The organism is Pseudomonas sp. RT6P73 (assembly GCF_054897715.1).
In genome coordinates, this window is the sequence record NZ_JBUBUV010000002.1 from 2,044,775 (window position 1) to 2,067,929 (window position 23,155).

Below are 23,155 nucleotides of genomic sequence, written 5' to 3' on the forward strand. Positions count from 1 at the left end.
CGGGCAAGGGGAAGGGACTCTGAATCACTGCTTCAGGCCAGCATCGACATCAAGGCACCTTGACGGTCCAGTTTGGCCAGGTCGTCGAAGCCTCCGACATGGGTGTCATCGATGAAAATCTGCGGCACGCTGCGACGACCGCTGCGGGTGAGCATCTCCTGGAATTTGCCGGGCTCCGACTGAACGTTGATTTCCCGGGTGGCGATGCCTTTGCTGGCCAGCAGCGCCTTGGCATTGCGGCAATAAGGGCAGGTGTCAGTGGTGTAAAGCGTCACAGTGCTCATAGCGTTTACTCCTCAGATTGGAGATGCGATTCAAGCGTCGATCGCAGGAAAGTCGATCTCGGTCAGGGCCAGATTGTTGAGGTAGTTGGTCAGGGTCTGCGAGGCAATGTGGGCGACCACCTCGATGATTTTGGCGTCGGTGATCCCGGCTGCACGCGCCGCTTCAATTTGCTCGTTGCTCAGGTGGCCGCGACTTTCAGTAATTTGCTGGGCCAACGTGGCAAAGGCATTGAGTTGGCCGTGTCGAGCACTAAGGATGTCTTGTGCAGACAGCCCGGCCTTGCCGGCAAACAGGGTGTGTGCCGCCAGGCAGTAGTCGCAACCGTTGACCTGCGAGGTGGCCAAAAAAATGGCTTCTTTCTCAGGGGCGGTCAGGGACGTTTTGCCCAGGGCCACCGACTGTTGCAGATAGGCAGCCAGCACGGCAGGGGCATGGGCCAGCGTCTTGAAGACATTGGGCAAGAAGCCGATTTTTTTCTGCACGCCTTCCAGCAGCGGGCGGGTGGTTTCGGTGGCTTGTTCAAGGCTCAGGGTAGTGATGCGGCTCATGGGTGATGCTCCGTCGATTCAAGCGCGGTATGCGCTGGGTACGGGGTCCATGCTATTGATCAACGCTGGCCTTGAGGGTGCAAATCGTCGAGGATATGCGACAGATCGTCCAGATATGTCCCCGGGAGTCGTTCCATGGATCGCTTGTCCACCTTGCTCACGCATTTCGGTATCAGTGCCGGAACCTTCCACAGTGGGGATTTTTGCGGCGTCACGGCTTTTGATGGCGAGCAGGCCACCGGCCACCTGCATTTGCTTCAGGCCGGGGAACTGACGCTCAAACTCGCGGATGAGCGAGACCTGCATCTCAATGAGCCGACGCTTATTTTTTTCCCGCGGCCCTATCGTCATCGGTTGTTCGCCAACGAAGCGTCGGGCACTCAACTGGTGTGCGCCACCCTGGAGTTCGACGGTGGGTCGGGCAATGCCCTCGCGGCCGCGCTGCCTGAATACCTGGTGCTCAAACTCGACAGCATCCCGACCATGGCCGGTACGCTGGACTGGCTATTCAGCGAGGCGTTCGGTGGCATTTGTGGCCGCGAAGCGATGATGGACCGGCTGTTCGAACTGCTGGTGATTCAGTTGTTGCGGCACATTCTGACCAGTCGTGATCAGACGCCCGGCATGATGGCCGGTCTCGCCGATCCGCGCCTGGCGCGCCCGTTGAGCCTGATGCATGACTCGCCCGGCAAAGCCTGGACCGTGGCCGAACTGTCGGCGGCGGCCAACATGTCCCGGGCCAGTTTCGCCGAATACTTCCGCTCGGTGGTGGGGCAGACGCCGGTCGACTACCTGGTGAGCTGGCGCATCAGCCTGGCGCAGAAACGTTTGCGTGAAGGCAAGTCGATTGCGCTGATCGCCGATGAAGTCGGCTACGAAAGCCCCTCGGCATTGGCCCGGGCTTTTCGGCGTAAAACCGGCACCAGCCCGCGCGAGTGGGGCCAAGACGCAAAACGCCTGCGGTGATCACACCTGGCCGGTTGAACACAATCCCTGTGGGAGCGAGCTGTGGCGAGGGGATTTATCCCCGTTGGGTGGCGCAGCCGCCCCAAAATCTTGGGCCTGCTTCGCAGTCCAGCGGGGATAAATCCCCTCGCCACAGCTCGCTCCCACAGGGATTGCGCTTAACCAGCGGGCTGTTTGGTGGCCGTGAGATAGACTCATCAACGGGCATCGAACCGTGGGAGTGACACCTGTGGCGCATTTCAAATGGACTCGCTGATCACCGCTGCAGCGCACGCACTCGCGGCGGGTGATCCCCTCGGCGCGCTGAACCGGGTTGCCCTGCGCGACGATGCACCTGCACTGGCGCTTCGCGGCATCGCCATGGCGCAGTTGGGCGATCTGGTTCGGGCAAAGGAATTGGTGCGCCGTGCCGCCCGCGCCTTCGGTCCGAAAGCGCCTGTGGCCCGCGCGCGGTGTGTGGTCGCCGAGGCCGAAATCGCCCTGGCTTCAAGGGATCTCGGCTGGCCAGTGAAAGCGCTCGAAGCGGCACGAGTGACACTGGAGGCGCACGGCGATGGCCTGAATGCGGCCCATGCGCGGTATTTGCAGATTCGACGTTTATTGTTGATCGGGCATCTTGATGAGGTCGATGGGTTGCTCGCCGAGCTCGACCCCGCGCCACTGCCGCCGGCATTGCGCGCCGTTCATGAGCTGGTGGTGGCAGGGATCGCCGTGCGGCGACTCGAGACAAGGCGGGCGCGGTCTGCGCTGGAAAGGGCCGAACGCGCGGCATTCGTCGCCGGCATTCCTGCACTGACCGCCGAGGTTGAACACGCCGTTCAAGTCCTCAACACGCCCGCCGCGCGGTTGATCGCCCGGGGCGAAGAGCGCCCCCTGTTGCTGGATGAAGTGGAAGTGCTGCTCGGTTCGACATCCCTGGTGGTGGACGCGTGCCGATACGGCGTGCGCGCTTCCGGGATGTCGGTGTCCCTGGCCAAACGCCCGGTGTTGTTTACCCTCCTGCGGGCGCTGGCCGAAGCCTGGCCCGCGGACGTGGCGAGGGAAACACTGATCACCCAGGCCTTTCGCTTGAAGCTCACTGATGAATCCCATCGCGCAAGGCTGCGCGTCGAAATCGGTCGGCTTCGCACGGCGTTGAAGCCTCTGGCCGGTGTCAGTGCGACGAAGCGCGGGTTTACGCTGCAACCATTGATTGCGGACGACGTTGTGGTGCTGGCGCAGCCCGTCGAAGAGCCGCAGGCGGCGCTGCTCGCTTTCCTGGCGGACGGCGAGTCGTGGTCGAGTTCGGCGCTCGCCTTGGCGTTGAAGGCCAGTCAGCGCACCGTGCAACGGGCACTCGATTCGCTGGCCACCGCCGGCAAAGTGCAGTCGTTTGGCCGCGGGCGGGCCCGGCGCTGGATGACGCCGCCAATGCCGGGATTCGCGACGACTTTGTTACTCACAGCTTGGGTGCCGGGTGTCTAGGATCCATTCCACCCCCCAACGAAGAGGATGCAACCATGAAGCAATCATCCGCCGAAATCATCCGCGAATACGGTCCCTTTCCGGGCGTCGAGAGCGTGCATGGCGTTTCTTATGACGGACAGCACGTCTGGTTCGCTTCCGGAGAAAAACTCAACGCCCTCGACCCGACCAGCGGGCAGACACTGCGCTCAATTGATATCGTCGCGCATGCCGGGACAGCCTTTGACGGCCAGCACCTGTTCCAGATCGCCGAGGATCGCATTCAGAAAATCGATCCTTCGAACGGCCAGGTACTCGGCACCATTCCAGCGCCCGGCGGCGGTGGCGACTCAGGGCTCGCGTGGGCCGAAGGCACGCTGTGGGTGGGTCAGTATCGGGAGCGCAAGATCCATCAGATCGACCCCGACAGCGGCAAGATTCTTCGCACGATCGAGTCCAACCGATTTGTCACTGGGGTGACCTGGGTGGAAGGCGCACTCTGGCACGGCACATGGGAAGGAGAGGAAGGTGAATTGCGGCGAGTAGACCCGAACACCGGCGAGGTGCTGGAAAGCCTCAAGCTGCCAACCGGTGTCGGCGTGTCAGGGCTTGAGTCCGACGGTGCAGACCGGTTTTTCTGCGGCGGTGGGAACAGCGGCAAGGTGCGGGCCGTTCGTCGGCCCGCTTCATCCTAGAACGTGAACGCACGGGACGACCGAGGGGCGCTTTGAGCCAATTCGATCTCCAGCAGATGTTCAACCAAGACGTCATTGAGAAACCGGAACTGATCATTGAGCCCGACCACTTCGTTGTTGAAGTGGTTCGCGGCTGCCGGTATCAGCAAGGCCTCGAATTTTTTGTCGAACACCAGCGACAGCTCTTTGCGAGAGACGAATTCCTGCGAATAGAAGTTGTTGCCGAACACCGGGAAGCTTACGGAGAGGGTAATGGCGTGGATCATGATCTGCGCTCCTCGGCGAGGACGATGTAGGAAAAAACAGTCAGGGTAATGGCCGTCAGGGCCAGGCAGGTCAGGAGATGGATCAACATGATTTTCCCCTCCGGTGTGGGGTTTTGCCTTGGGATGGGTTGATCCTGCGCCTGGCGGATTTTGAGCGGAAGGCAATCATCGCGATGGTGAGTATCGACGGCGTTGATAGCGGATTTTTTAGTGTTCTGGAGGGCCTCATCGCGGGCAAGCCCGCTCCCACAGTGGTCTGTGGTGAAACTCAGATTTGCGAACGACGCCAATCCCTGTGGGAGCGGGCTTGCCCGCGATGAGGCCCTGAAAATCACCACCAACCCCAAGCGAACAAACACCGCCACCTATACTCAAATAAATAGGCTTTTCGAACTCCGGACATTCCGTCCGGGGATCACCGTAGGAAACCGCGATCTTGAACCTGCGTTCGCTGATCGTCGCCGTGATGGTGGTGTTGGCGGGATGCGCCACGCCTGTGCGTGCCCCGGTGGTGGTGCCGATTGTGGTGGTGGCCGACAGTACTTGGCGCCAAGTGGACCAGGAGATTGTCGCAGCGTCGCAATCAGCCACCGAACAGACCAAGATCTACGCCCGCGGCGCCATGGATTACTGGCGTACCCGCGTCTACCAACTGACTGAAGAGAACTTTATTCCCTGGTTCAGCAGTTACTGGACCCAGGAATGGCTATCGATGAAGGTCAGCTGGTACTCCCTCAGCGCTGCGGGCGAGCAGGATGCCTCGGCCAAGCGCCTGGCGGCCTACCTGCTGGAGCAATACCAGAAGCGCGTGCTGGCGCCGGTCGCGGTGGAGATCGATCCCGACGCGATTCTTGGTCTGGCGACGGCCTTCTACGTGGACATTCTTCAGGAAGAATTACAGAAAATCTCCCAGCGTCACGGCGTGCCGATGGCTCAGCTCAATGGCCGCCTCCAGAAAATCCCGGCGATTGCTCTGGGCCCGCCATCTGCTCGCGATGCGTCGCTGTATCAGGTTGTACGCACCCAACCGCTGAATACGTTGCCGGCCTACGCGGCGTTGATCGAAAAGATTCACAAGGCCGGCGGCGACAGGGGCGTTGGGTCGACTGATACGGCGATGGCGCCGGTGGCCAAGCGCGCCAGCCAGCGGATGGAAGCGGAAATGGCCCCGCGTGGGGCGGCCAGCGCGGTGGCGGCTGCGGCCGGGCGACTGGCGGGAGGGCTTATTACGGTGGGGGTGGCGGGAATCCGCGCGATGATTCAGGCCGCCGACCGTCCGGACAGTGAGGCGCTGATTCGCAGCAGCCTGGGCAATACGTTCGACAAGGCCTGGATGAAGCTGGTGCAAAACCCGACCACCGGCGTGATGGCGGGAACGTTCTACCTGGCTGCGCAGATCGAGGGCAACCTGGCGGGGAGTGCCGACATACCGCCGGTCAGTTCGGGCAACGGCGCTGTCGATTGGAGCCCTGCGGAATCGACTAACCAGCAGACCGTTCCATAGCCGAAGGAGAAACACCATGTCCTACGTTGATGGCTTCCTCGCTGCCGTACCCACCGCCAATCGCGAGAAATTCAAGAAACACGCCGAAACCGCCGCCGTCATTTTCAAGGAAAGCGGCGCGCTCAGCGTCACCGAGTGCTGGGGCGACGATGTGCCGGACGGCAAGCTGACCTCGTTTCCCATGGCGGTGAAACTCAAGGAAGATGAAACCGTGGTATTCAGCTGGATCATTTGGCCCGACAAGGCCACCCGTAATGCGGGCATGGACAAACTCATGAACGATCCGCGCATGCAGCCGGACGTCAATCCGATGCCATTCGATGGTCAGCGCCTGGTCTTTGGTGGTTTCGAAGTGATTGTAAAGGCCTGATCCCGACCAAAGGATCACTCCGCCGACGGGGTGATCCTGCAACTTTTGCGGTTGCGGATCTCACTGTCCGTCGGCCGCTCCCTCACGAATTCGAAGCGCGGCTCACCTTCGCTATAGTGAACCAGCCAGCCCCATTCCAGCTCGGACTCATCCTGACCCGGTTTCGGTGGCATCGCCCACCATGGCTCTTTGCTGATGATTGCTCGCATGGCCCCCTCCCGTTGAATTCGTCTGGTTCAACTATAACGTGCATGTCAGGAGCTGCCAGGCATGACTGACGATTCCCATGAGCCGTCCAAACGACTGTTTTTCGCACTCAATTGCCCGCCCGAGCAACGCAAGGCCATTGCCCAGTGGCGCAGCGCACTTGAGCTGCGCAGCGGGCGCCCGGTGCCGGCGGAAAACTTTCACCTGACGTTGTTGTTTTTGGGGGCTGTGGGTGTGGCGCAAATCGGCGAGATCTGCACGGCGGCAGCTAAGGTTCGCGTGCCGGGTGCGCCATTGAGGTTGGCGCTGGATCGAATGGATGTCTGGCGCCGGGCAGGGGTTCTGGTGCTGGCGCCGGAGCAGGCACCACCGGAGTTGCTGCGTCTGGTGTATGCGCTGGAACAGGCGGTGTTGCCGTTTGGCTTTGAGGAGGCGCCGAAGGAGTTTCGACCGCACCTGACCCTGATGCGTGATTATCGAGTGCCGGTGCCTGAATCCGCGACGCCACCCGAATTTTTCCTGCGTGCTGATCGCTTTGTCTTGTTCGAATCCCATAAGGGACGGTATCGGGCGCTGGCCGAATGGCCGCTCGTCCCCTCATAAAAAAAGGCGCCCGAGGAGGGCGCCCGAATTCACCTGAACCGAGGAAGCCAGGTGAGGCCGTTCGTCAGAGAGGGTGCAGCGGTGGTAAGGCGCTGCGTGAACGGAAATGGGTAAAAACCACCTATTTGTGTCATGCCTACGTTCTCGTAGGAGCGAGGCTTGCCCGCGAAGAGGCCATCACGTTCAACATTGATGGTGACTGGCACACCGTCTTCGCGGGCAAGCCTCGCTCCTACAATGGGCACGAGCAATTACTTCCCGAGCTTCACCCGCGTCCAACCCCGGGTCATCACCCGCTGAACGCCGATCGGCATATCCGGAATGGCATACAACGTCGCCATCACGTCCTGCGGCGGATACGACCCCGGATCATCCCGGATCGCCTCATCCACCAATGGCGTGGCTGCCGCGTTGGCATTGCTGTAGCCGATGTTGTTGGTGATCTCGGCGATGATGTCCGGGCGCATCAGGAAGTTCATGAACAGGTAGGCGTTTTCGACGTTCGCCGCATCCCGTGGGATGGCGACCATGTCGTAAAAGCTGCCAGCGCCTTCTTTCGGAATGCTGTAATCGATCTTCACCTTGTCGCCCGCTTCCTGAGCGCGGGCCTTGGCTTGCAGCACATCACCGGAATAACCGACCGCGACGCAGATGTTGCCGTTAGCCAGGTCGGAGATGTATTTCGACGAATGGAAATACGCCACCGAAGGCCGAATCTTCATGAACAGCGCTTCAGCTTCAGCGATCTGACCCTTGTCCTGCGAGTTCACCGGGTAACCCAGGTAGTGCAAGGCGGCTGGGAGCATCTCCGTTGGCGAGTCGAGGAAACTGATGCCGCAGGCTTTGAGTTTTTCCGCGTTTTCCGGTTTGAACAGCAGGTCCCAGGAGTTGGTCGGTGCGTTGGCGCCGAGCACTTCCTTGACCTTGGCCGGATTGAAGCCAATGCCGATGGAACCCCACATGTACGGGAAGGCGTGGCCGTTATCCGGGTCGCTCGCGGAAGCGTTTTTCAGCAGCACCGGGTTGAGGTTTTTCCAGTTCGACAGCTTCGACTTGTCCAGTTCCTGATAGACACCGGCCTTGATTTGCTTGGCCAGGAAACTGTTGGACGGCACGACGATGTCGTAGCCGGATTTGCCGGCGAGCAGCCGTGCCTCAAGGGTTTCATTGCTGTCGAATACATCGTAGGTCACGCGGATGCCGGTCTCGTCTTCGAACTTCTTGACCGTGTCCGGGGCGATGTAATCCGACCAGTTATAGACGCGCAGAACCTTGTCATTGGCCTGGGCAGCCGTGGCAATCGCGCCCAATAAGGACAGTGTCAGCAGAGTCCTGCCAAACATTTTCATCGGTACAACTCCAATTCTTTTTTATTCAAGTACGCAAAACAATTGCAGCCTTCGCGCACCCCTTGTAGCAGCTGGCGAAGCCTGCGTTCGGTTCGGGCCGCGATCGGACGAAGCAGTCGTAAAACCTGCGAAATTCAATCTTCCTGAAAGAACCGCAGTGTCTGAATTCACGACTGCTTCGTCCGATCGCGGCCCGAACCGAACGCAGGCTTCGCCAGCTGCTACAAAGTGTGCGCGCTGCCGGCACTTAGGCCGTTGCTCCTGCCATTTGCTTTTTAGGTTGCTGCCACGATTCGCTGGCAGTCTGGTCCATCGCTTCCTGGATCGCCCGTTTGCGGGTGGCTTCAGCGCGGCGGCTGAAGTACCAGACCATGAACGTCACGATCGAAACGGCCAACAGAATCAGACTGGCCACGGCATTGATCTCAGGCTTCACACCCAGGCGCACCGCCGAGAACACTTCCATCGGCAAGGTCGTCGAACCCGGGCCGGACACGAAGCTCGCCAGCACCAAATCATCCAGCGACAAGGCAAACGACATCATGCCGCCGGCCGCCAGTGAAGGCGCAATCATCGGAATGGTGATCAGGAAAAACACCTTGAACGGCTTCGCCCCAAGGTCCATGGCAGCTTCTTCGATGGACAAGTCCAGCTCACGCAAACGCGCCGAAACCACCACCGCCACATACGCCGCACAGAACGTGGTGTGGGCGATCCAGATCGTGACGATGCCACGCTCCATCGGCCAGCCGATCAACTGCGCCATCGCCACGAACAGCAGCAACAGCGACAGACCGGTGATCACTTCCGGCATCACCAACGGCGCCGTCACCAAGCCACCAAACAGCGTGCGACCCTTGAAGCGCGTCACGCGAGTCAACACAAACGCCGCTAGCGTCCCCAGTGCCACCGCCGCAATCGCCGTGTAGCAGGCGATTTCCAGCGAGCGCACCACCGAGCCCATCAGTTGCGTGTTGTCGAGCAAACCGGCGTACCACTTGAACGACCAGCCACCCCACACCGTCACCAGCTTCGAGGCGTTGAACGAGTAGATCACCAGAATCAGCATCGGCAGGTAGATAAACGACAGGCCGAAAACCAGCATGAACTTTGAGAATCCGAAACGTTTCATCCCCGTGCCTCCATCTCTTTGGCCTGGCTGCGGTTGAACAGCAGAATCGGCACAATCAGGATCAACAGCATCACCACCGCCAGGGCAGACGCCACCGGCCAGTCGCGGTTGTTAAAGAACTCTTGCCACAGCACACGACCGATCATCAGCGTCTCCGGACCGCCCAACAGCTCCGGAATCACGAACTCACCGACCACCGGAATGAACACCAGCATGCAGCCTGCAATGATCCCGTTCTTGGCCAGCGGCACGGTGATTTTCCAGAAGTTGTTGAAGTTGCTCGAACCCAGGTCGGACGCGGCTTCCAGCAGACTTTGATCGTGCTTGACCAGGTTGGCGTACAGCGGCAACACCATGAACGGCAGATACGCATACACCACGCCGATATAGACGGCGGTGTTGGTGTTGAGGATCTCGATCGGGTGATCCGTCAGCCCGGTCCACATCAAAAACCCGTTGAGCAAACCGTTGTTGCTGAGAATGCCCATCCACGCATACACGCGGATCAGGATCGCCGTCCAGGTCGGCATCATGATCAGCAACAGCAGAACGTTTTGCGTTTCCTTGTTCGCCTTGGTGATCGCATAGGCCATCGGAAAACCGATCACCAGGCACATCAGCGTGCTCAAAAACGCGACCTTCAACGAGCCGAAGTAAGCCGAGATGTAGAGCTCATCCTGGGTCAGCAGCGAGTAGTTGCCGAGGTTCAGCAGCAGCTGGAATTTCTGCTCGGCGAAGGTGTAGATCTCGGAGTAAGGAGGAATGGCCAGCGCCGCTTCCGAGAAGCTGATCTTCATCACCAGGAAGAACGGCAACAGGAAAAACAGGCACAGCCACAGGAACGGAATCCCGATGACGAGCTTTCGACCACTCGGCATCAGCCGCATGAACTGCTGATTGAGTGTTTTCATGAGCGCAGTACCACGCCGCTGTCGTCTTCCCACCACACGTAGACTTTGTCGTCCCAGGTCGGACGGGCACCACGGCGTTCGGCGTTGGCCATGAACGATTGCACGACCTTGCCGCCAGGCAGCTCGACGTAAAACACCGAGTGACCGCCGAGGTAGGCGATGTCATGCACCTTGCCTTCGGACCAGTTGTAACGGGTGTCCGGCTTGAGGGTGCTGACCAGCATTTTTTCCGGGCGGATGGCGTAGGTGATCGACTTGTCCTGCACCGAGGTGCTGACGCCGTGACCGACGTAAATCTTCTGCTCCAGGTCCGGGCTGTGAATGATCGCGTGACCTTCAAGGTCTTCCACAACGGTGCCCTCGAAGGCGTTCACGTTGCCGATGAACTCGCAGACCATGCGGCTGACCGGTGCTTCATAGATGTCGACCGGGCTGCCGATCTGTGCGATCCAGCCCAGGTGCATGATCGCAATGCGCTGGGCCATGGTCATGGCCTCTTCCTGGTCGTGGGTCACCATCACGCAGGTCACGCCGACGCGCTCGATGATTTCCACCAGCTCCAGTTGCATCTGCGAACGCAGCTTTTTATCCAGGGCGCCCATCGGTTCGTCGAGCAACAGCAGCTTCGGACGTTTGGCCAGGGAGCGGGCGAGGGCGACTCGCTGACGTTGGCCGCCAGACAACTGATGGGGTTTGCGTTTGGCGTACTGGGTCATGTGCACCAGACGCAGCATCTCTTCCACGCGGGCGTCGATTTCGCTGGCGGGCAAACGGTCCTGCTTCAGGCCGAAGGCAATGTTCTGTGCCACGGTCATGTGCGGGAACAAGGCGTACGACTGGAACATCATGTTGATCGGCCGTTCGTACGGCGGCATGTCGGTGATGTCCACGCCGTCGAGGAAGATCCGGCCTTCGGTCGGGCGCTCGAAGCCGGCGAGCATACGCAGCAGCGTCGATTTGCCGGAACCGGAACCACCGAGCAGGGCGAAGATTTCGCCTTGATGAATCTCAAGCGAGACATCGTCTACTGCGCAGGTTTCGTCGAATTTCTTGGTGACGCGGTCGACTTTCACCAACACCTTTTTCGATGTCTGGTGACCTTCAAGAGCCTTCCTGTAGATGCTGGAGGCGTTTGCCATGTGAAACTCCCAACAGGTTTCAGTCGTCGGGCCAACGCGGCCTGACTTAAGAGTGGATTGCTAGCCCGGATAGGTCAGTTGAAGCGCGAACCCTGTAGGAGCGAGGCTTGCCCGCGAAGACGGCGTGTCAGTCGACATCATTGTTACCTGATACACCGCCTTCGCGGGCAAGCCTCGCTCCTACAAGGGATTGCGCTCGCCTGATCCATACCGCTCGGGCTTATTCGGCGCCGCCGTCCTGGCTGCCGGGGTCGTACTTGTTGTTATTGCAGTGTGTTGTTTCGCAAGTCACGGACGCGCAAAGGCACGCCCGCCTGACTCGCGGGGGCAGTAAATTCGTGTTTTAGGTCAGCGGGTTTTACGCAACGCGGCCCGTCGCCGGCATGCATCGCCGAACGCCTGGAAAATACTCAAGTAAGGCGGGTTCGCCAGGACCTGCCATTCCGGGTGCCATTGCACGCCGACGGCAAACGCCTTGTTGTGTTCCACCGAAATCGCCTCGATCAAACCGTCCGGCGCAATCGCTTCCGAGCGCAAGCCCGGAGCCAGTCGATCAATGCCCTGGCTGTGAATCGAATTGACCATGAACTCGGCCGGCAACTCCAGCGCTTCGAACACACCGCCCGGTTGCACCGTCACCGCATGCGCCGGTGCGTATTGCACCGCCAGCTCCGGACTGTCTGCTTCGCGGTGATCGAGCATGCCCGGCAGTTCATGCACCTTCTGATGCAGGCTGCCGCCGAACGCCACGTTCATTTCCTGGAAGCCGCGGCAGATGCCGAGCACCGGAACGCCCGCCGCGATGGCTGCACGCAATAAAGGAAGGGTGGTGGCGTCCCGCGCCGGATCGTGATCCGTGCCGGGGGCGCTGGCCGGGCCTTGATAGTGGAAAGGTTCCACATTCGAGGGAGAGCCGGTCAGCAACAGACCGTCGAGATGGGAAAGCACATCATCGATTTCAGTCAATTCGCCTAAGGAAGGAATGATCACAGGCAGCCCCAAAGCCGCGACGCTGACAGCACGCAAGTACTTGTCGCCGCTGACGTGGTAGGGGTGCAGGCCAATCTGTTTGACGCACGCAGTAATGCCGATCAATGGCTTGAATGCCATTTTTATCACCTCGAAGTTTCACACTTGAACGAGCTTTTCCGGAGCTTAGCCTTGTTGATTTTAATTAACAACTCTCATGTAAAAAATTCTAAACGCCGTGCGTCTGATCGCTAGTCTTTGTGCGGCGTAGAAGACCTATATGGCACTCTCGTGCCCAAAAAAGCCCTGAAAATAAAGGATGAGAGGCCGGGTGTTCGCTATTGACTTCACTTTGCCGTTCGGGTTGACTGGGCTCGCAACAAGGTAGTGAACATAATAATTAACAGCTAATAGGTGCAAAATGTCGGTCCCTCTGCGTACCGTTCAACTCAACGAAGCAAACGCATTCCTTAAGAAATATCCTGAGGTTTTGTACGTCGACCTTCTGATTGCGGATATGAACGGTGTGGTGCGCGGCAAGCGCATCGAGCGCACCAGTCTTCATAAGGTTTACGAAAAAGGCATCAACCTCCCGGCGTCTCTGTTTGCCCTGGACATCAACGGCTCCACGGTGGAAAGCACCGGCCTGGGTCTGGACATCGGCGACTCGGACCGGATCTGCTTTCCCATCCCTGGCACCCTGAGCATCGAGCCGTGGCAGAAGCGCCCGACCGCTCAGTTGCTGATGACCATGCACGAACTGGAAGGCGAGCCGTTCTTTGCCGATCCACGCGAAGTGCTGGCCAACATCGTGCGCAAATTCGACGATCTGGGCCTGACCATCTGCGCGGCGTTCGAGCTGGAGTTCTACCTGATCGACCAGGACAACGTGAACGGTCGTCCGCAGTCGCCGCGTTCGCCGGTATCGGGCAAGCGTCCGGTGTCGACCCAGGTCTACCTGATCGACGACCTCGACGAATACGTCGATTGCCTGCAAGACATCCTCGAAGGCGCGAAAGAGCAGGGCATTCCTGCCGACGCCATTGTCAAGGAAAGCGCCCCGGCGCAGTTCGAAGTGAACCTGCATCACGTCAATGACCCGATCAAGGCCTGCGACTACGCGGTGTTGCTCAAGCGTCTGGTGAAGAACATCGCCTACGACCACGAGATGGACACCACGTTTATGGCCAAGCCGTATCCGGGCCAGGCGGGCAATGGTTTGCACGTGCACATTTCGATTCTCGACAAAGAAGGCAACAACATCTTTGCCAGCGAGGATCCCGAGCAGAACGCCGCGCTGCGACACGCGATCGGCGGTGTGCTCGAGACCCTGCCGGCGCAGATGGCTTTCCTGTGCCCGAACGTCAACTCGTACCGTCGTTTCGGCGCGCAGTTCTATGTGCCGAACTCGCCGAGCTGGGGCATCGACAACCGAACTGTTGCCGTGCGAGTGCCGACCGGTTCGCCGGATTCGGTGCGCATCGAACACCGCGTCGCGGGCGCCGATGCCAACCCGTACTTGCTGATGGCCTCGGTGCTGGCCGGTATCCACCACGGCCTGACCAACCAGATCGAGCCGGGCGCCCCGGTGGAAGGCAACAGCTACGAGCAAAACGAACAGAGCCTGCCGAACAACCTGCGCGATGCCCTGCGCGAGCTGGACGACAGCGAAGTCATGGCCAAATACATCGACCCGCTGTACATCGACGTGTTCGTAGCGTGCAAGGAAAGCGAGCTGGCCGAGTTCGAGAACTCTATCTCGGACCTTGAGTACAACTGGTACCTGCACACGGTTTGATGGGCAACACTGGATCCAGGCTGAAAACCCGATCAACTGTGGGAGCGAGCCTGCTCGCGATGGCGTCGGCACATTCAACATTGATGTCGCCTGACACACCGCTATCGCGAGCAGGCTCGCTCCCACAGGGGATTGCATTTCAAGTTTTAACTGACGATCAACTATTCCTCTGCGTCGAGTCACAACAATGACAAACACTCGCAGCGACTGGGAGCAACGCTTCCAGTCCTTGACCATTGAAAGCCGCGCCTTCATCGACGGCCAATACCGCTCGGCACTCAGCGGTGACACCTTCGAATGCATCAGCCCGGTCGACGGCCGTTTCCTGGCCAACGTCGTCAGCACCGACGAAGCCGATGCGAACGAAGCCGTGGCCGTCGCGCGCCGCACCTTCGATTCCGGCATCTGGGCCAACCTCGCTCCGGCCGAACGCAAGCGTATTCTGATCCGCTTCGCCGATCTCATCCTGGCCAACCAGGAAGAACTCGCCCTGCTCGAAACCCTCGACATGGGTAAGCCGATCAACGATTCGATGAACATCGACATCCCGGCGACCGCCAACGCGATCCGCTGGAGCGCCGAGGCCATCGACAAGATCTACGACGAAGTCGCCGCCACGCCCCACGACCAACTCGGCCTCATCACCCGCGAACCTGCGGGCGTGGTCGCCGCCATCGTGCCGTGGAACTTCCCGTTGATCATGGCCAGCTGGAAGTTCGCACCGGCACTCGCCGCCGGCAACTCGTTCATCCTCAAGCCTTCGGAAAAGTCGCCGCTCACGGCCATCCGCATCGCGCAGTTGGCGCTGGACGCCGGCATCCCGAAAGGCGTATTCAACGTCCTGCCGGGCTACGGTCACACCGTTGGCAAGGCGTTGGCGTTGCACATGGATGTCGATGTTTTGGCGTTCACCGGCTCGACTGCGATTGCCAAGCAACTGCTGATTTACGCCGGGCAAAGCAACATGAAACGCGTCTGGCTCGAAGCAGGGGGGAAGAGTCCAAACGTGGTGTTCGCCGACGCGCCGGATTTGCGCGCGGCAGCACAAGCGGCGGCCGGTGCGATTGCCTTCAACCAGGGCGAAGTCTGCACCGCCGGTTCGCGATTGCTGGTCGAGCGTTCGATCCGCGAGCAGTTCATTCCGCTGCTGGTGGAAGCGCTGCAAGCCTGGAAGCCGGGGCACGCCCTCGATCCAGAAACCACCGTCGGCGCAGTGGTTGATCAGCGCCAACTGGAAAACGTGCTGCGCTACATCCAGGTCGGCAAAGACCAGGGCGCACAACTGATCGCGGGCGGCAGCCGCACCCTCGAAGCCACCGGCGGCCTGTACGTGGAACCGGCGATTTTCGACGGCGTGACCAACGCCATGACCATCGCCCGGGAAGAAATCTTCGGCCCGGTGCTGTCGCTGATTACCTTCGACACCGCTGAAGAAGCCCTGGCGATTGCCAACGACAGCATCTTCGGCCTGGCCGCCGGCGTCTGGACCAGCAACCTGAGCAAGGCCCACACCTTCGCCCGCGGCTTGCGCGCCGGCAGCGTCTGGGTCAACCAGTACGACGGCGGCGACATGACCGCGCCGTTCGGCGGGTACAAGCAGTCGGGTAACGGTCGGGACAAATCGCTGCACGCGTTCGACAAATACACCGAACTCAAAGCGACCTGGATCAAGCTCTAACACCTTTACAGCGGCGGTCGCAGGCCATCCTGCGGCCATCGGAGAAACGTATGAAACAAACAACACATGTAAACAGCTACTACGCCGCCACTCGCAACTTCACCGGCGACTTCCCGGTGTTGGAACAAGCGGTGGACTGCGACGTCTGCGTGATCGGCGCCGGCTACACCGGTTTGTCCTCGGCCCTGTTCCTCTGCGAAGCGGGCTACAGCGTGACAGTGCTCGAAGCCGCCAAAGTCGGCTTCGGCGCCAGCGGTCGCAACGGCGGCCAACTGGTCAACTCCTACAGCCGCGACGTTGATGTGATCGAAGAACGCTACGGCGACAAAACCGCCGAAGTCCTCGGCAGCATGATCTTCGAAGGCGCCGACATCATCCGTCAGCGCATACAACACTACGACATCCAGTGCGACTACAAGCCGGGCGGCATCTTCGCCGCGCTGAACAAAAAGCAACTCAAAGGCCTGGCCGAACAGAAAAGCAGCTGGGAACGCTACGGCAACAAAAACCTGAAGATGCTCGACGCCGCGGACATCAAGCGCGAAGTCGGTTGCGACAACTACGTCGGCGGCCTGCTCGACCTGCAGGGCGGCCACATCCACCCGCTGAATCTGGCCCTCGGCGAAGCCTCGGCCATCATCGGCCTTGGCGGCAAAATCTACGAGCAATCGGCCGCGGTGGAAATCACCTACGGCGAGCCGATCACCGTGCGCACCGCCAAAGGCCTGGTCCGCGCCAAGTACCTGCTGATCGCCGGCAACGCCTACCTGCCGCAAGACCTCGACAACCGCGTCACGCGCAAAAGCATGCCTTGCGGTTCGCAAATCGTCGTCACTGAGCCGTTGTCGGAGAAGGTTGCGCGCAGCCTGATCAAAAACAACTACTGCGTCGAAGACTGCAACTACCTGCTCGATTACTACCGTCTCACCGCCGACAACCGCCTGCTGTACGGCGGCGGCGTGGTCTACGGTGCCCGCGAACCGGACGACATCGAGCAACTGATCAAGCCGAAAATCCTCAAGACCTTCCCGCAACTGAAGGACGTGAAGATCGACTACCGCTGGACCGGCAACTTCCTGCTGACCATGTCCCGCATGCCGCAATTCGGCCGCATCGAGAAAAACGCCTACTACATGCAAGGCTACAGCGGCCACGGCGTCACCTGCTCGCACCTGGCCGGCAAACTGATCTCGGAAATGATCCGCGGCGATGCCGAACGCTTCGACGCCTTTGCCTCGCTGCCGCACATGCCCATGCTCGGCGGCCGCACCTTCCAGGCCCCGCTCACCGCCATGGGCGCCGCGTATTACGCGTTGCGTGATCGGTTCGGCATCTAACCCCAACGCAGAAACCCTGTGGGAGCGAGCCTGCTCGCGATGAGGCCATATCAGTCGCCATCAATGTCGTCTGACACACCGCCATCGCGAGCAGGCTCACTCCCACAGGAGATCTATGGCGTATACAGAATCTGAGATCGACCAGGACCAACCTGTGGGAGCGAGCCTGCTCGCGATGAGGCCCAACCAGCCACCCTCAATCCCAACCTAACCTCCCTACTTCAGGTCCAGACAACCTTTTTACCCAGCCATTTATCGATCCTGCTGAGCGACACCACCAAACGTGATTTAATACCCGCCTTTCACAATTCCGGGACAGGGAAGCGGTACTTTCGCGGCCAAAAGTCGCCCGCCATCCACCCCCATAACCCTTAAGTATTTCTCGCATAAGGCTGTCATGGACACGGGCTCACGACTCAAATTAGTACGCGAAAGCTACAAACTCTCCCAGCGCGAGCTGGCCCGGCGTAGCGGCGTCACCAATGCCACCATTTCCCTGATCGAACAGAATCGCGTCAGTCCCTCCGTCAGCTCCCTGAAAAAACTGCTCGAAGGCATCCCCATGTCCCTGGCGGACTTCTTCACCTTCGACCAACCGCCACGCGAGCATCAATACGTGTTTCGCGCCAATGAACAGCCGGATCTCGGCCGTCATGGGCTACGGTTGCTGCTGATTGGCGCGTCGGTGCCGAGCCGGCAGATGCGTTTGTTGCGCGAGCAATACGCGCCTGGCGCGAGTTCGGGGGAAGAGCCGATTGTGCATTCGGAGGGGGAGGAGTGTGGGCTTGTGACCCGTGGCACTGTTGAGCTGACGGTTGATGGACAGATCAGTGTGCTCAACGCTGGCGACGGGTACTACTTTCCGACGACGTTGCCTCACAAGTTTCGCAATATCGGCCAGGATGAAGCTGAAATCATCAGCGCCAACACCCCGGCCAACTTCTGATCTCGAAACGGACACTACCCTGTAGCAGCTGCCGAAGGCTGCGTCCGCAGCCACCACCCATGCCAAATGGAAGCATCTGCTCCAGGGTTTAAACAAAGTAAATGGACTTCACCACATGACCGCACACCGCATCCGCCCCCTCGCACTCTGCATCTTCCATCACGATGGCAAGATACTGGTCAACGAAGCGCACGACCCCGTTACTGGAAAGCCATTCATGCGCCCAATCGGTGGCGGAATCGAGTTTGGCGAAACCAGTGCCCAAGCCGTAATACGTGAGGTCGATGAAGAACTCGGTTTATCCATCACCGATGTTCGCTTACTCGGCACGCTCGAAAACATCTTCACCTATGCCGGCACGCCCGGGCACGAAATCGTGCAGGTCTACGATGCGAAATTCGTGGATGCCAGCGTCTATGAACGGCCCCACTTGAACGCTCAAGAAACCGATGGCGCTACCTTTATTGCGAAGTGGCTGCCGCTCGACAGTATTACTGGCGATACGCCGCTGGTTCCTGCCGGGTTATACGAGCTGCTGAAGAAGGTCGCGCTGCTGGGCTGATGCTGGGTTAAAAGGTGACGGATCTATTTGATACATAGATCTGGTTCCTTTTGTTCTTTAACTTTTTTTCCATGTTGCCCTGTCAGGTGTAAGCCAGCAGTCGACCGCAGAACACTACGCTGACCCATAACATAATCGAAAAAATCGCCTGGATTTTTGCTATTCCAGGCGCTGCGATGTCGGTGTTCCACCGGTCTACTGAACGGAAAACACCCACGTGAAAAAGAGCCGCATTGAGGCCCGCAATACCGATCAGGCACAGCTTCAGAATAAAAACGCCGTTGGATGCGAAGTCGTGCGGATGGGCTGAAAACATCATCAGCCCAGCCGGGACTATCAATAGCAGGGCCGTGACACCCCACCTCAGGAGGTGACGAGCCAGTGCCGTCACCGGAAGACCTCTCGACAGCCCGAGAACCCGCAGATCGAACATGACGACAGAGCCGACAAGCACCACGAAACCAAGGATGTGAACCACCTCGACTATCGGATACAGCCATATCTCGCTTCGCATGGCCGACCCGAGTTGCGAGTCACCCACATAGTCCAGCCAGCCGTCGAGGCCCGATCCAGCGCTGGTGCCAGTTGTCTGCATCAGCGTAACTCAGTGGTTTTGTTGTCGACCGTGATGCTTTCTGCGCGCAGTTCATCGGGTTTGTTGCGATTCTGATATCCAACCACCGTAGCCCGCTTGCCGACAGTCAGCATTTCCCTGGAAAGACCACGGTTCTCCATGCGCGAGGGTGGCGCCAGCACGACGTTCCAGGTTTTGTCGTCAGTCTTCAGGCGAACGAACCCATGCGGGTGAGAATAACCGGATTCCTCGATCGTTCCGTCCAGCTGCAGGGGTTTGCTCGAGTCGTACTCACTCCAGCCGTGATGGGCGAACACCGCCGATGCCACCAGCAACAATGAGAGTCCAAGGGACCCAAGCAAGCGCTTCATGATGCGACCTCCTGTTACGGATCATTGATGACCGTCAGCCCGTTCTGATCAAGAACAGGTCAATCCAGAGAATCTATAAAAATAGTACAAATTCTTGGCGTGGGGAGGCCGGCCTATTTCCCCCCAAAATTGACAACCCGGATCATTCAAAACACTATCGACCCATGACCTACATTTCCCGCATGAACATGATGTGCACTTCCATGACCGCCGCTGGCGGGCCGTGAGGTCACGCGTTCACAGGAATTGACGTAGTTACCCAAGGCCCCGCCAGAAATGGACGGGGCTTTTTAGTTCTCCGTCCACTGATGGCTCAAGGAGAATGAAATGTTCGAGATCAGACGCGCCCAGCCCAGCGATGCCCAAACGGCATTCGATATCCGCCTTCAAGCGATACGGCACCAATGCATCGGCGCTTATACCGCAGAACAAATGCTTGCCTGGACGGCCGGAGCCGCCAAGGACGGGTACGGCGACCTGATGGATAAACACTTTTACCTGGGTTGTATTCAGGGTGAACCGGTCGCGACAGGGATGCTTGATCTGGAAAACAGCGAAATCGGCGCGATTTTTGTGCTGCCAGATTTCATGGGACAAGGCATCGGCTTGAAGATGCTCAGACATCTGGAATGCCTGGCGCGGGAGTTGGGCCTGAAGGAGGTCAATCTGGACGCTACGTTGAACGCGGCTGATTTTTACCGGCGCTGCGGTTTCGTGGGTAACGAACCTGCTATTTACCATTCACCTTCAGGGCTTCAGTAAACAGAAAAGGTGACAGGTCTATTTAAGTAAATAGATCTGTCACCTTTTTTAGTGCATTCGGAAGGTGAGGAGTGCGGGTTGGTGACGCGTGGGACTGTTGAGTTGACGGTGGATGGTTCGGTGAGCGTGTTGAATGCGGGAGATGGGTATTATTTTCCGACTACGCTGCCGCATAAGTTTCGGAATATCGGGGCGGATGAGGCGGAGATTATTAGTGCGAATACGCCGGCGAATTTTTGACTGATACATCCAGAAAGTATGGCGACGCATGGAAGCGGCTTCCAAAACAGTCACTCGTAGTATCGATTGATTAAAGAATGTGGCCTTTATTGCGAATTCATCTAAAAACTGTCAGTTCTTACAGGTGTGTCAGCACAGGTCTTTTGCGTAAGCTCTCTGTGCAGTCGAAGTATCAATAGGGCGTGAAAGCCAATTCTCGCCTGTGTTTTATCTAATCAAATTAAGGAAGATATGATGAGCGCGAATGTGAGCAATCTGAAGAAGGACTTCATTTACAAATATAAGAGGGTGGATGGCATTTCAGGCTCTGGAGTTTTCGCAGGGCTGGAAACAACTGCTGGCCAGACCATTGTTGTGTTTAAAAACAGAGCCAATTTGGCGCGCGAGACTGTAGCTGCCTCCGAAATCGAGTCGATTGATGAATACGCCAAGTATGATCCATCAATTGGCGGGAACCCCTCGACTTACTGAGTTGGGTAATTAAGGCCACCTGAACCAGCTGACGTTCATCGGCACCGAGGCTTTGCGGGCCGATGGCTTTGAGATCTGTCTGCACGTTTCCAGCGAGCACACTACTGTGGTTATCAAGATAGAAACGGCTTAACGCGGTCAGTTGTTGCAGGGCGCAGTTGGCCGTCCACCGCTGGCGTACCTGCCCATGCAAGGCGTTGTTGCCGGGCACCAACATCTCGGAGGGGAGTACCCGAGCCGTCCAGAACGTCACCTCGTCACCTTTTACGTTCAGGCTGGCGCGGTCAATCATCTGCCAATCCTGATGCTCGGGTGCCGAGAACACGCGCCATTGAGGAGGTGTTGTCTGGGCACAAACTTGCTTCAAAAAAGGTGACCAAAAAATGACAAAAAGGTGACAGATCTATTTGAAAAAGGTGACAGATCTATTTGAGTACATAGATCTGTTCTCTTTTTTCGAATCGCCAGGCAATTCAAGATTCCACCACCTCAATCGTCCATTCGCCCTGCACGTTCCGCGTGACGTATTGGAACGGCACAAACATTCCATACGCTTCGAGGTAGACGTAAATGTCGGTGCTGTATTGGTAAGCATCTTTTATGCAGCTGAGTACCTTGGCAGTCCCGGTCAAACTCGGGTGATACGTGCTGGCGGGTTTCTGCAACTGCACCTCACAGCTGTATCTGTTGTCGACCGGTACCAAGGCTCTGGGACCTTTCCCACCGTTGGCATAACGGAACTGCATATCCTGCGCCGTGTATCGCAGGAGTGCGCCGACCGGCATGTTCGCCCAATCGCCCTCGAAACTGAGGTTCGTCAGCGCCTTATCCTCGATCGTTATCTCACCTGCACGAGCGCTGAATTCACTTCCAGCCAGATCAATCAGGCCTCGGAAAGTGGCTTTGACTGACTGACTTCCTCGCTCTTTAAAACGCTCCGTCAGTTGATTGCCCGCCTCGCCAGAAAGGTATTTCGAGTCACGCCCGTTGAGCCGCACGGCTTCATCTGAATACTGTCTTGGCTCGGAGTTATCCTTGAACACCCGGCGCAGGTGCTGAATGCTTTTCTCCGGTTTGGGCATGTTCAATGCCTCGATGGCTTTCAACACCGGGGCGGCAACTACGGGGACCGGCACCTCAAAGGGTGACTGCTCACGCCCTTCAAATTGTTTGTATCGATCCAGCGACTGCGGCTTGCCACAGGCCACCTGAACCAGCTGACGCTCATCGGCTCCGAGGCTTTTCGAGCTGATAGCTTTGAGATCTGTCTGCACGTTTCCAGCGAGCACACGACTGTGAGTATCAAGGTAGAAATGGCTTAACGCGGTCAGTTGTTGCTGGGCGCAGTTGGCCGTCCACCGCTGGCGTACCTGCCCATACAAGGCGTTGTTGCCGGGCACCAACATCTCGGAGGGGAGTACCCGAGCCGTCCAGAAAGTCACCTCGTCACCTTTTACTTTCAGGCTGGCGCGGTCAATCATCTGCCAATCCTGATGCTCGGGTGCCGAGAACACGCGCCATTGAGGAGGTGTTGTCTGGGCACAAACCTGCTTCAACTGCGCACTTTGCAGGTACTGGCTCTTTTGTTCAGCAGGCAATTGCCAGGATTCCTCCGAACGCCCCCGCGGATTGGCGGCGAATAGCGACATTCCCGCTTTGCTGCGGTAAGCCATTTGCGCATCCGGCTGGCTGCAGTTGGCGTCGAAACGTGCCAGATAGTGCAGTTCTGGACTAGGAGACGAAGTCACCACATAGGTGATCCGATCTCCCTCGCGCACGATCGAGTTGGGCACGGGTGTCTCAAACAGCACACTGTTGAAAACCGCAAAACCCGGCTGGGCCTCAGGTGGTGTGATTTGAGCGTGCGCGGGCTTTGTCGATTGGCATCCAGAGAGGATCAAGGCAGCGGTGAGCAGTGGAAATAGGCCGAAAGGGCGGGACATTGCATCCATGCGGGTGTACTTCATTGAAAAGATGATGGCATATTAGCATGAGTGCTGGCAGCCAAATAGGACGGTGCTTTGCGACG

At 58.6% G+C, this 23,155-nt stretch carries 25 protein-coding genes and 1 pseudogene; 13 read left to right on the forward strand and 13 right to left on the reverse strand.

Annotation, left to right across the window (positions count from 1 at the left end; genetic code table 11):
- Nucleotides 1-32 precede the first annotated feature (32 nt).
- Nucleotides 33-284, reverse strand: coding sequence for a glutaredoxin 3 (gene grxC, locus ACYZT6_RS09990; RefSeq protein WP_462026739.1), 252 nt, complete (start codon nt 282-284; stop codon nt 33-35).
- 30 nt (nt 285-314) lie between these two features.
- On the reverse strand, nt 315-833 hold the full coding sequence (locus tag ACYZT6_RS09995) for a carboxymuconolactone decarboxylase family protein (protein ID WP_462026740.1): 519 nt from the start codon (nt 831-833) through the stop codon (nt 315-317).
- A 135-nt stretch (nt 834-968) separates the two neighbouring features.
- Here ACYZT6_RS09995 and ACYZT6_RS10000 point away from each other — a divergent pair, with 135 nt between their 5' ends.
- The 3 genes from ACYZT6_RS10000 (at nt 969) to ACYZT6_RS10010 (ending at nt 3,937) form a co-directional block, all read left to right on the forward strand.
- Nucleotides 969-1,799 (forward strand): AraC family transcriptional regulator, encoded by an 831-nt coding sequence (locus ACYZT6_RS10000; RefSeq protein WP_462026741.1) that lies wholly within the window; start codon nt 969-971, stop codon nt 1,797-1,799.
- A gap of 243 nt (nt 1,800-2,042) precedes the next feature.
- On the forward strand, nt 2,043-3,263 hold the full coding sequence (locus tag ACYZT6_RS10005) for a helix-turn-helix domain-containing protein (RefSeq protein WP_462026742.1): 1,221 nt from the start codon (nt 2,043-2,045) through the stop codon (nt 3,261-3,263).
- A gap of 35 nt (nt 3,264-3,298) precedes the next feature.
- Nucleotides 3,299-3,937 carry a Vgb family protein gene (locus ACYZT6_RS10010; protein WP_462026743.1) on the forward strand — a complete coding sequence of 213 codons (639 nt, stop codon included), beginning with the start codon at nt 3,299-3,301 and terminating at the stop codon, nt 3,935-3,937.
- Here ACYZT6_RS10010 and ACYZT6_RS10015 read toward each other — a convergent pair.
- Nucleotides 3,934-4,203 carry a hypothetical protein gene (locus ACYZT6_RS10015; protein WP_462026744.1) on the reverse strand — a complete coding sequence of 90 codons (270 nt, stop codon included), beginning with the start codon at nt 4,201-4,203 and terminating at the stop codon, nt 3,934-3,936. The genes ACYZT6_RS10010 and ACYZT6_RS10015 overlap by 4 nt on opposite strands.
- A gap of 436 nt (nt 4,204-4,639) precedes the next feature.
- Here ACYZT6_RS10015 and ACYZT6_RS10020 point away from each other — a divergent pair, with 436 nt between their 5' ends.
- Both ACYZT6_RS10020 and ACYZT6_RS10025 read left to right on the forward strand, forming a co-directional pair.
- Complete coding sequence (locus ACYZT6_RS10020; RefSeq protein ID WP_462026745.1) at nt 4,640-5,707, forward strand: hypothetical protein; 1,068 nt, start codon at nt 4,640-4,642, stop codon at nt 5,705-5,707.
- Between the two features lie 16 nt (nt 5,708-5,723).
- The gene (locus tag ACYZT6_RS10025; protein ID WP_462026746.1) at nt 5,724-6,077 is read left to right on the forward strand and encodes a DUF1428 domain-containing protein; all 354 of its coding nucleotides are present in this window, start codon (nt 5,724-5,726) and stop codon (nt 6,075-6,077) included.
- 14 nt (nt 6,078-6,091) lie between these two features.
- Here ACYZT6_RS10025 and ACYZT6_RS10030 read toward each other — a convergent pair whose 3' ends face one another.
- Nucleotides 6,092-6,286 (reverse strand): hypothetical protein, encoded by a 195-nt coding sequence (locus tag ACYZT6_RS10030; protein ID WP_131062293.1) that lies wholly within the window; start codon nt 6,284-6,286, stop codon nt 6,092-6,094.
- 61 nt (nt 6,287-6,347) lie between these two features.
- On the opposite strand from ACYZT6_RS10030, the gene thpR reads away from it, so the two are divergent.
- The gene (gene thpR, locus ACYZT6_RS10035; protein WP_462026747.1) at nt 6,348-6,887 is read left to right on the forward strand and encodes an RNA 2',3'-cyclic phosphodiesterase; all 540 of its coding nucleotides are present in this window, start codon (nt 6,348-6,350) and stop codon (nt 6,885-6,887) included.
- A gap of 251 nt (nt 6,888-7,138) precedes the next feature.
- Here thpR and ACYZT6_RS10040 read toward each other — a convergent pair whose 3' ends face one another.
- The 5 genes from ACYZT6_RS10040 to ACYZT6_RS10060 all read right to left on the reverse strand — a co-directional run bounded on the left by ACYZT6_RS10040 (nt 7,139) and on the right by ACYZT6_RS10060 (nt 12,528).
- A complete protein-coding gene (locus tag ACYZT6_RS10040) occupies nt 7,139-8,236 on the reverse strand; it encodes a polyamine ABC transporter substrate-binding protein (RefSeq protein WP_462026748.1) in 1,098 nt (365 codons plus the stop codon).
- A 247-nt stretch (nt 8,237-8,483) separates the two neighbouring features.
- A complete protein-coding gene (locus tag ACYZT6_RS10045; RefSeq protein ID WP_438660362.1) occupies nt 8,484-9,368 on the reverse strand; it encodes an ABC transporter permease subunit in 885 nt (294 codons plus the stop codon).
- Nucleotides 9,365-10,246, reverse strand: coding sequence for an ABC transporter permease subunit (locus ACYZT6_RS10050; protein WP_167362304.1), 882 nt, complete (start codon nt 10,244-10,246; stop codon nt 9,365-9,367). Before ACYZT6_RS10050 ends, ACYZT6_RS10045 begins: the two co-directional genes overlap by 4 nt.
- 29 nt (nt 10,247-10,275) lie before the next feature.
- On the reverse strand, nt 10,276-11,418 hold the full coding sequence (gene potA, locus ACYZT6_RS10055) for a polyamine ABC transporter ATP-binding protein (protein ID WP_131062288.1): 1,143 nt from the start codon (nt 11,416-11,418) through the stop codon (nt 10,276-10,278).
- 348 nt (nt 11,419-11,766) lie between these two features.
- On the reverse strand, nt 11,767-12,528 hold the full coding sequence (locus ACYZT6_RS10060) for a gamma-glutamyl-gamma-aminobutyrate hydrolase family protein (RefSeq protein ID WP_462026749.1): 762 nt from the start codon (nt 12,526-12,528) through the stop codon (nt 11,767-11,769).
- 280 nt (nt 12,529-12,808) lie between these two features.
- Here ACYZT6_RS10060 and ACYZT6_RS10065 point away from each other — a divergent pair, with 280 nt between their 5' ends.
- The 5 genes from ACYZT6_RS10065 to ACYZT6_RS10085 all read left to right on the forward strand — a co-directional run bounded on the left by ACYZT6_RS10065 (nt 12,809) and on the right by ACYZT6_RS10085 (nt 18,708).
- On the forward strand, nt 12,809-14,185 hold the full coding sequence (locus ACYZT6_RS10065) for a glutamine synthetase family protein (protein WP_462026750.1): 1,377 nt from the start codon (nt 12,809-12,811) through the stop codon (nt 14,183-14,185).
- 187 nt (nt 14,186-14,372) lie between these two features.
- Nucleotides 14,373-15,863, forward strand: coding sequence for an aldehyde dehydrogenase (locus tag ACYZT6_RS10070; protein WP_462026751.1), 1,491 nt, complete (start codon nt 14,373-14,375; stop codon nt 15,861-15,863).
- Between the two features lie 50 nt (nt 15,864-15,913).
- Nucleotides 15,914-17,200: an NAD(P)/FAD-dependent oxidoreductase gene (locus tag ACYZT6_RS10075; RefSeq protein ID WP_462026752.1), complete on the forward strand. Its 1,287-nt coding sequence runs from the start codon at nt 15,914-15,916 to the stop codon at nt 17,198-17,200.
- A gap of 397 nt (nt 17,201-17,597) precedes the next feature.
- Complete coding sequence (locus ACYZT6_RS10080) at nt 17,598-18,146, forward strand: cupin domain-containing protein (protein ID WP_007946335.1); 549 nt, start codon at nt 17,598-17,600, stop codon at nt 18,144-18,146.
- A 115-nt stretch (nt 18,147-18,261) separates the two neighbouring features.
- Nucleotides 18,262-18,708 (forward strand): NUDIX hydrolase, encoded by a 447-nt coding sequence (locus ACYZT6_RS10085; RefSeq protein WP_462026753.1) that lies wholly within the window; start codon nt 18,262-18,264, stop codon nt 18,706-18,708.
- 82 nt (nt 18,709-18,790) lie between these two features.
- Here the strand turns inward: ACYZT6_RS10085 and ACYZT6_RS10090 are convergent, their stop codons facing one another.
- Together ACYZT6_RS10090 and ACYZT6_RS10095 are read right to left on the reverse strand one after the other, a co-directional pair.
- The gene (locus ACYZT6_RS10090; protein ID WP_462026754.1) at nt 18,791-19,303 is read right to left on the reverse strand and encodes a DUF6644 family protein; all 513 of its coding nucleotides are present in this window, start codon (nt 19,301-19,303) and stop codon (nt 18,791-18,793) included.
- Nucleotides 19,303-19,653, reverse strand: a complete 351-nt coding sequence (locus ACYZT6_RS10095; protein WP_462026755.1) for a DUF6152 family protein — start codon at nt 19,651-19,653, stop codon at nt 19,303-19,305. Before ACYZT6_RS10095 ends, ACYZT6_RS10090 begins: the two co-directional genes overlap by 1 nt.
- 327 nt (nt 19,654-19,980) lie before the next feature.
- Between ACYZT6_RS10095 and ACYZT6_RS10100 the strand changes: the two genes are divergently transcribed.
- Nucleotides 19,981-20,415, forward strand: a complete 435-nt coding sequence (locus ACYZT6_RS10100; RefSeq protein WP_462026756.1) for a GNAT family N-acetyltransferase — start codon at nt 19,981-19,983, stop codon at nt 20,413-20,415.
- 48 nt (nt 20,416-20,463) lie between these two features.
- A pseudogene (locus ACYZT6_RS10105) lies at nt 20,464-20,655 on the forward strand (cupin domain-containing protein); the annotation flags it as partial.
- 358 nt (nt 20,656-21,013) lie between these two features.
- Here ACYZT6_RS10105 and ACYZT6_RS10110 read toward each other — a convergent pair.
- Together ACYZT6_RS10110 and ACYZT6_RS10115 are read right to left on the reverse strand one after the other, a co-directional pair.
- Nucleotides 21,014-21,418 carry a hypothetical protein gene (locus ACYZT6_RS10110; protein WP_462026757.1) on the reverse strand — a complete coding sequence of 135 codons (405 nt, stop codon included), beginning with the start codon at nt 21,416-21,418 and terminating at the stop codon, nt 21,014-21,016.
- 181 nt (nt 21,419-21,599) lie between these two features.
- Nucleotides 21,600-23,078 carry a hypothetical protein gene (locus ACYZT6_RS10115; protein ID WP_462026758.1) on the reverse strand — a complete coding sequence of 493 codons (1,479 nt, stop codon included), beginning with the start codon at nt 23,076-23,078 and terminating at the stop codon, nt 21,600-21,602.
- Nucleotides 23,079-23,155 lie beyond the last annotated feature (77 nt).

Coding starts and splice junctions, on each gene's coding strand:
- grxC (WP_462026739.1), bottom strand. CDS start 284: ATGAGCACTGTGACGCTTTACACCACTGACACCTGCCCTTATTGCCGC.
- ACYZT6_RS09995 (WP_462026740.1), bottom strand. CDS start 833: ATGAGCCGCATCACTACCCTGAGCCTTGAACAAGCCACCGAAACCACC.
- ACYZT6_RS10000 (WP_462026741.1), top strand. CDS start 969: ATGGATCGCTTGTCCACCTTGCTCACGCATTTCGGTATCAGTGCCGGA.
- ACYZT6_RS10005 (WP_462026742.1), top strand. CDS start 2,043: ATGGACTCGCTGATCACCGCTGCAGCGCACGCACTCGCGGCGGGTGAT.
- ACYZT6_RS10010 (WP_462026743.1), top strand. CDS start 3,299: ATGAAGCAATCATCCGCCGAAATCATCCGCGAATACGGTCCCTTTCCG.
- ACYZT6_RS10015 (WP_462026744.1), bottom strand. CDS start 4,203: ATGATCCACGCCATTACCCTCTCCGTAAGCTTCCCGGTGTTCGGCAAC.
- ACYZT6_RS10025 (WP_462026746.1), top strand. CDS start 5,724: ATGTCCTACGTTGATGGCTTCCTCGCTGCCGTACCCACCGCCAATCGC.
- ACYZT6_RS10030 (WP_131062293.1), bottom strand. CDS start 6,286: ATGCGAGCAATCATCAGCAAAGAGCCATGGTGGGCGATGCCACCGAAA.
- thpR (WP_462026747.1), top strand. CDS start 6,348: ATGACTGACGATTCCCATGAGCCGTCCAAACGACTGTTTTTCGCACTC.
- ACYZT6_RS10040 (WP_462026748.1), bottom strand. CDS start 8,236: ATGAAAATGTTTGGCAGGACTCTGCTGACACTGTCCTTATTGGGCGCG.
- ACYZT6_RS10045 (WP_438660362.1), bottom strand. CDS start 9,368: ATGAAACGTTTCGGATTCTCAAAGTTCATGCTGGTTTTCGGCCTGTCG.
- ACYZT6_RS10050 (WP_167362304.1), bottom strand. CDS start 10,246: ATGCCGAGTGGTCGAAAGCTCGTCATCGGGATTCCGTTCCTGTGGCTG.
- potA (WP_131062288.1), bottom strand. CDS start 11,418: ATGGCAAACGCCTCCAGCATCTACAGGAAGGCTCTTGAAGGTCACCAG.
- ACYZT6_RS10060 (WP_462026749.1), bottom strand. CDS start 12,528: ATGGCATTCAAGCCATTGATCGGCATTACTGCGTGCGTCAAACAGATT.
- ACYZT6_RS10065 (WP_462026750.1), top strand. CDS start 12,809: ATGTCGGTCCCTCTGCGTACCGTTCAACTCAACGAAGCAAACGCATTC.
- ACYZT6_RS10070 (WP_462026751.1), top strand. CDS start 14,373: ATGACAAACACTCGCAGCGACTGGGAGCAACGCTTCCAGTCCTTGACC.
- ACYZT6_RS10075 (WP_462026752.1), top strand. CDS start 15,914: ATGAAACAAACAACACATGTAAACAGCTACTACGCCGCCACTCGCAAC.
- ACYZT6_RS10080 (WP_007946335.1), top strand. CDS start 17,598: ATGGACACGGGCTCACGACTCAAATTAGTACGCGAAAGCTACAAACTC.
- ACYZT6_RS10085 (WP_462026753.1), top strand. CDS start 18,262: ATGACCGCACACCGCATCCGCCCCCTCGCACTCTGCATCTTCCATCAC.
- ACYZT6_RS10090 (WP_462026754.1), bottom strand. CDS start 19,303: ATGCAGACAACTGGCACCAGCGCTGGATCGGGCCTCGACGGCTGGCTG.
- ACYZT6_RS10095 (WP_462026755.1), bottom strand. CDS start 19,653: ATGAAGCGCTTGCTTGGGTCCCTTGGACTCTCATTGTTGCTGGTGGCA.
- ACYZT6_RS10100 (WP_462026756.1), top strand. CDS start 19,981: ATGTTCGAGATCAGACGCGCCCAGCCCAGCGATGCCCAAACGGCATTC.
- ACYZT6_RS10110 (WP_462026757.1), bottom strand. CDS start 21,418: ATGATTGACCGCGCCAGCCTGAACGTAAAAGGTGACGAGGTGACGTTC.
- ACYZT6_RS10115 (WP_462026758.1), bottom strand. CDS start 23,078: ATGGATGCAATGTCCCGCCCTTTCGGCCTATTTCCACTGCTCACCGCT.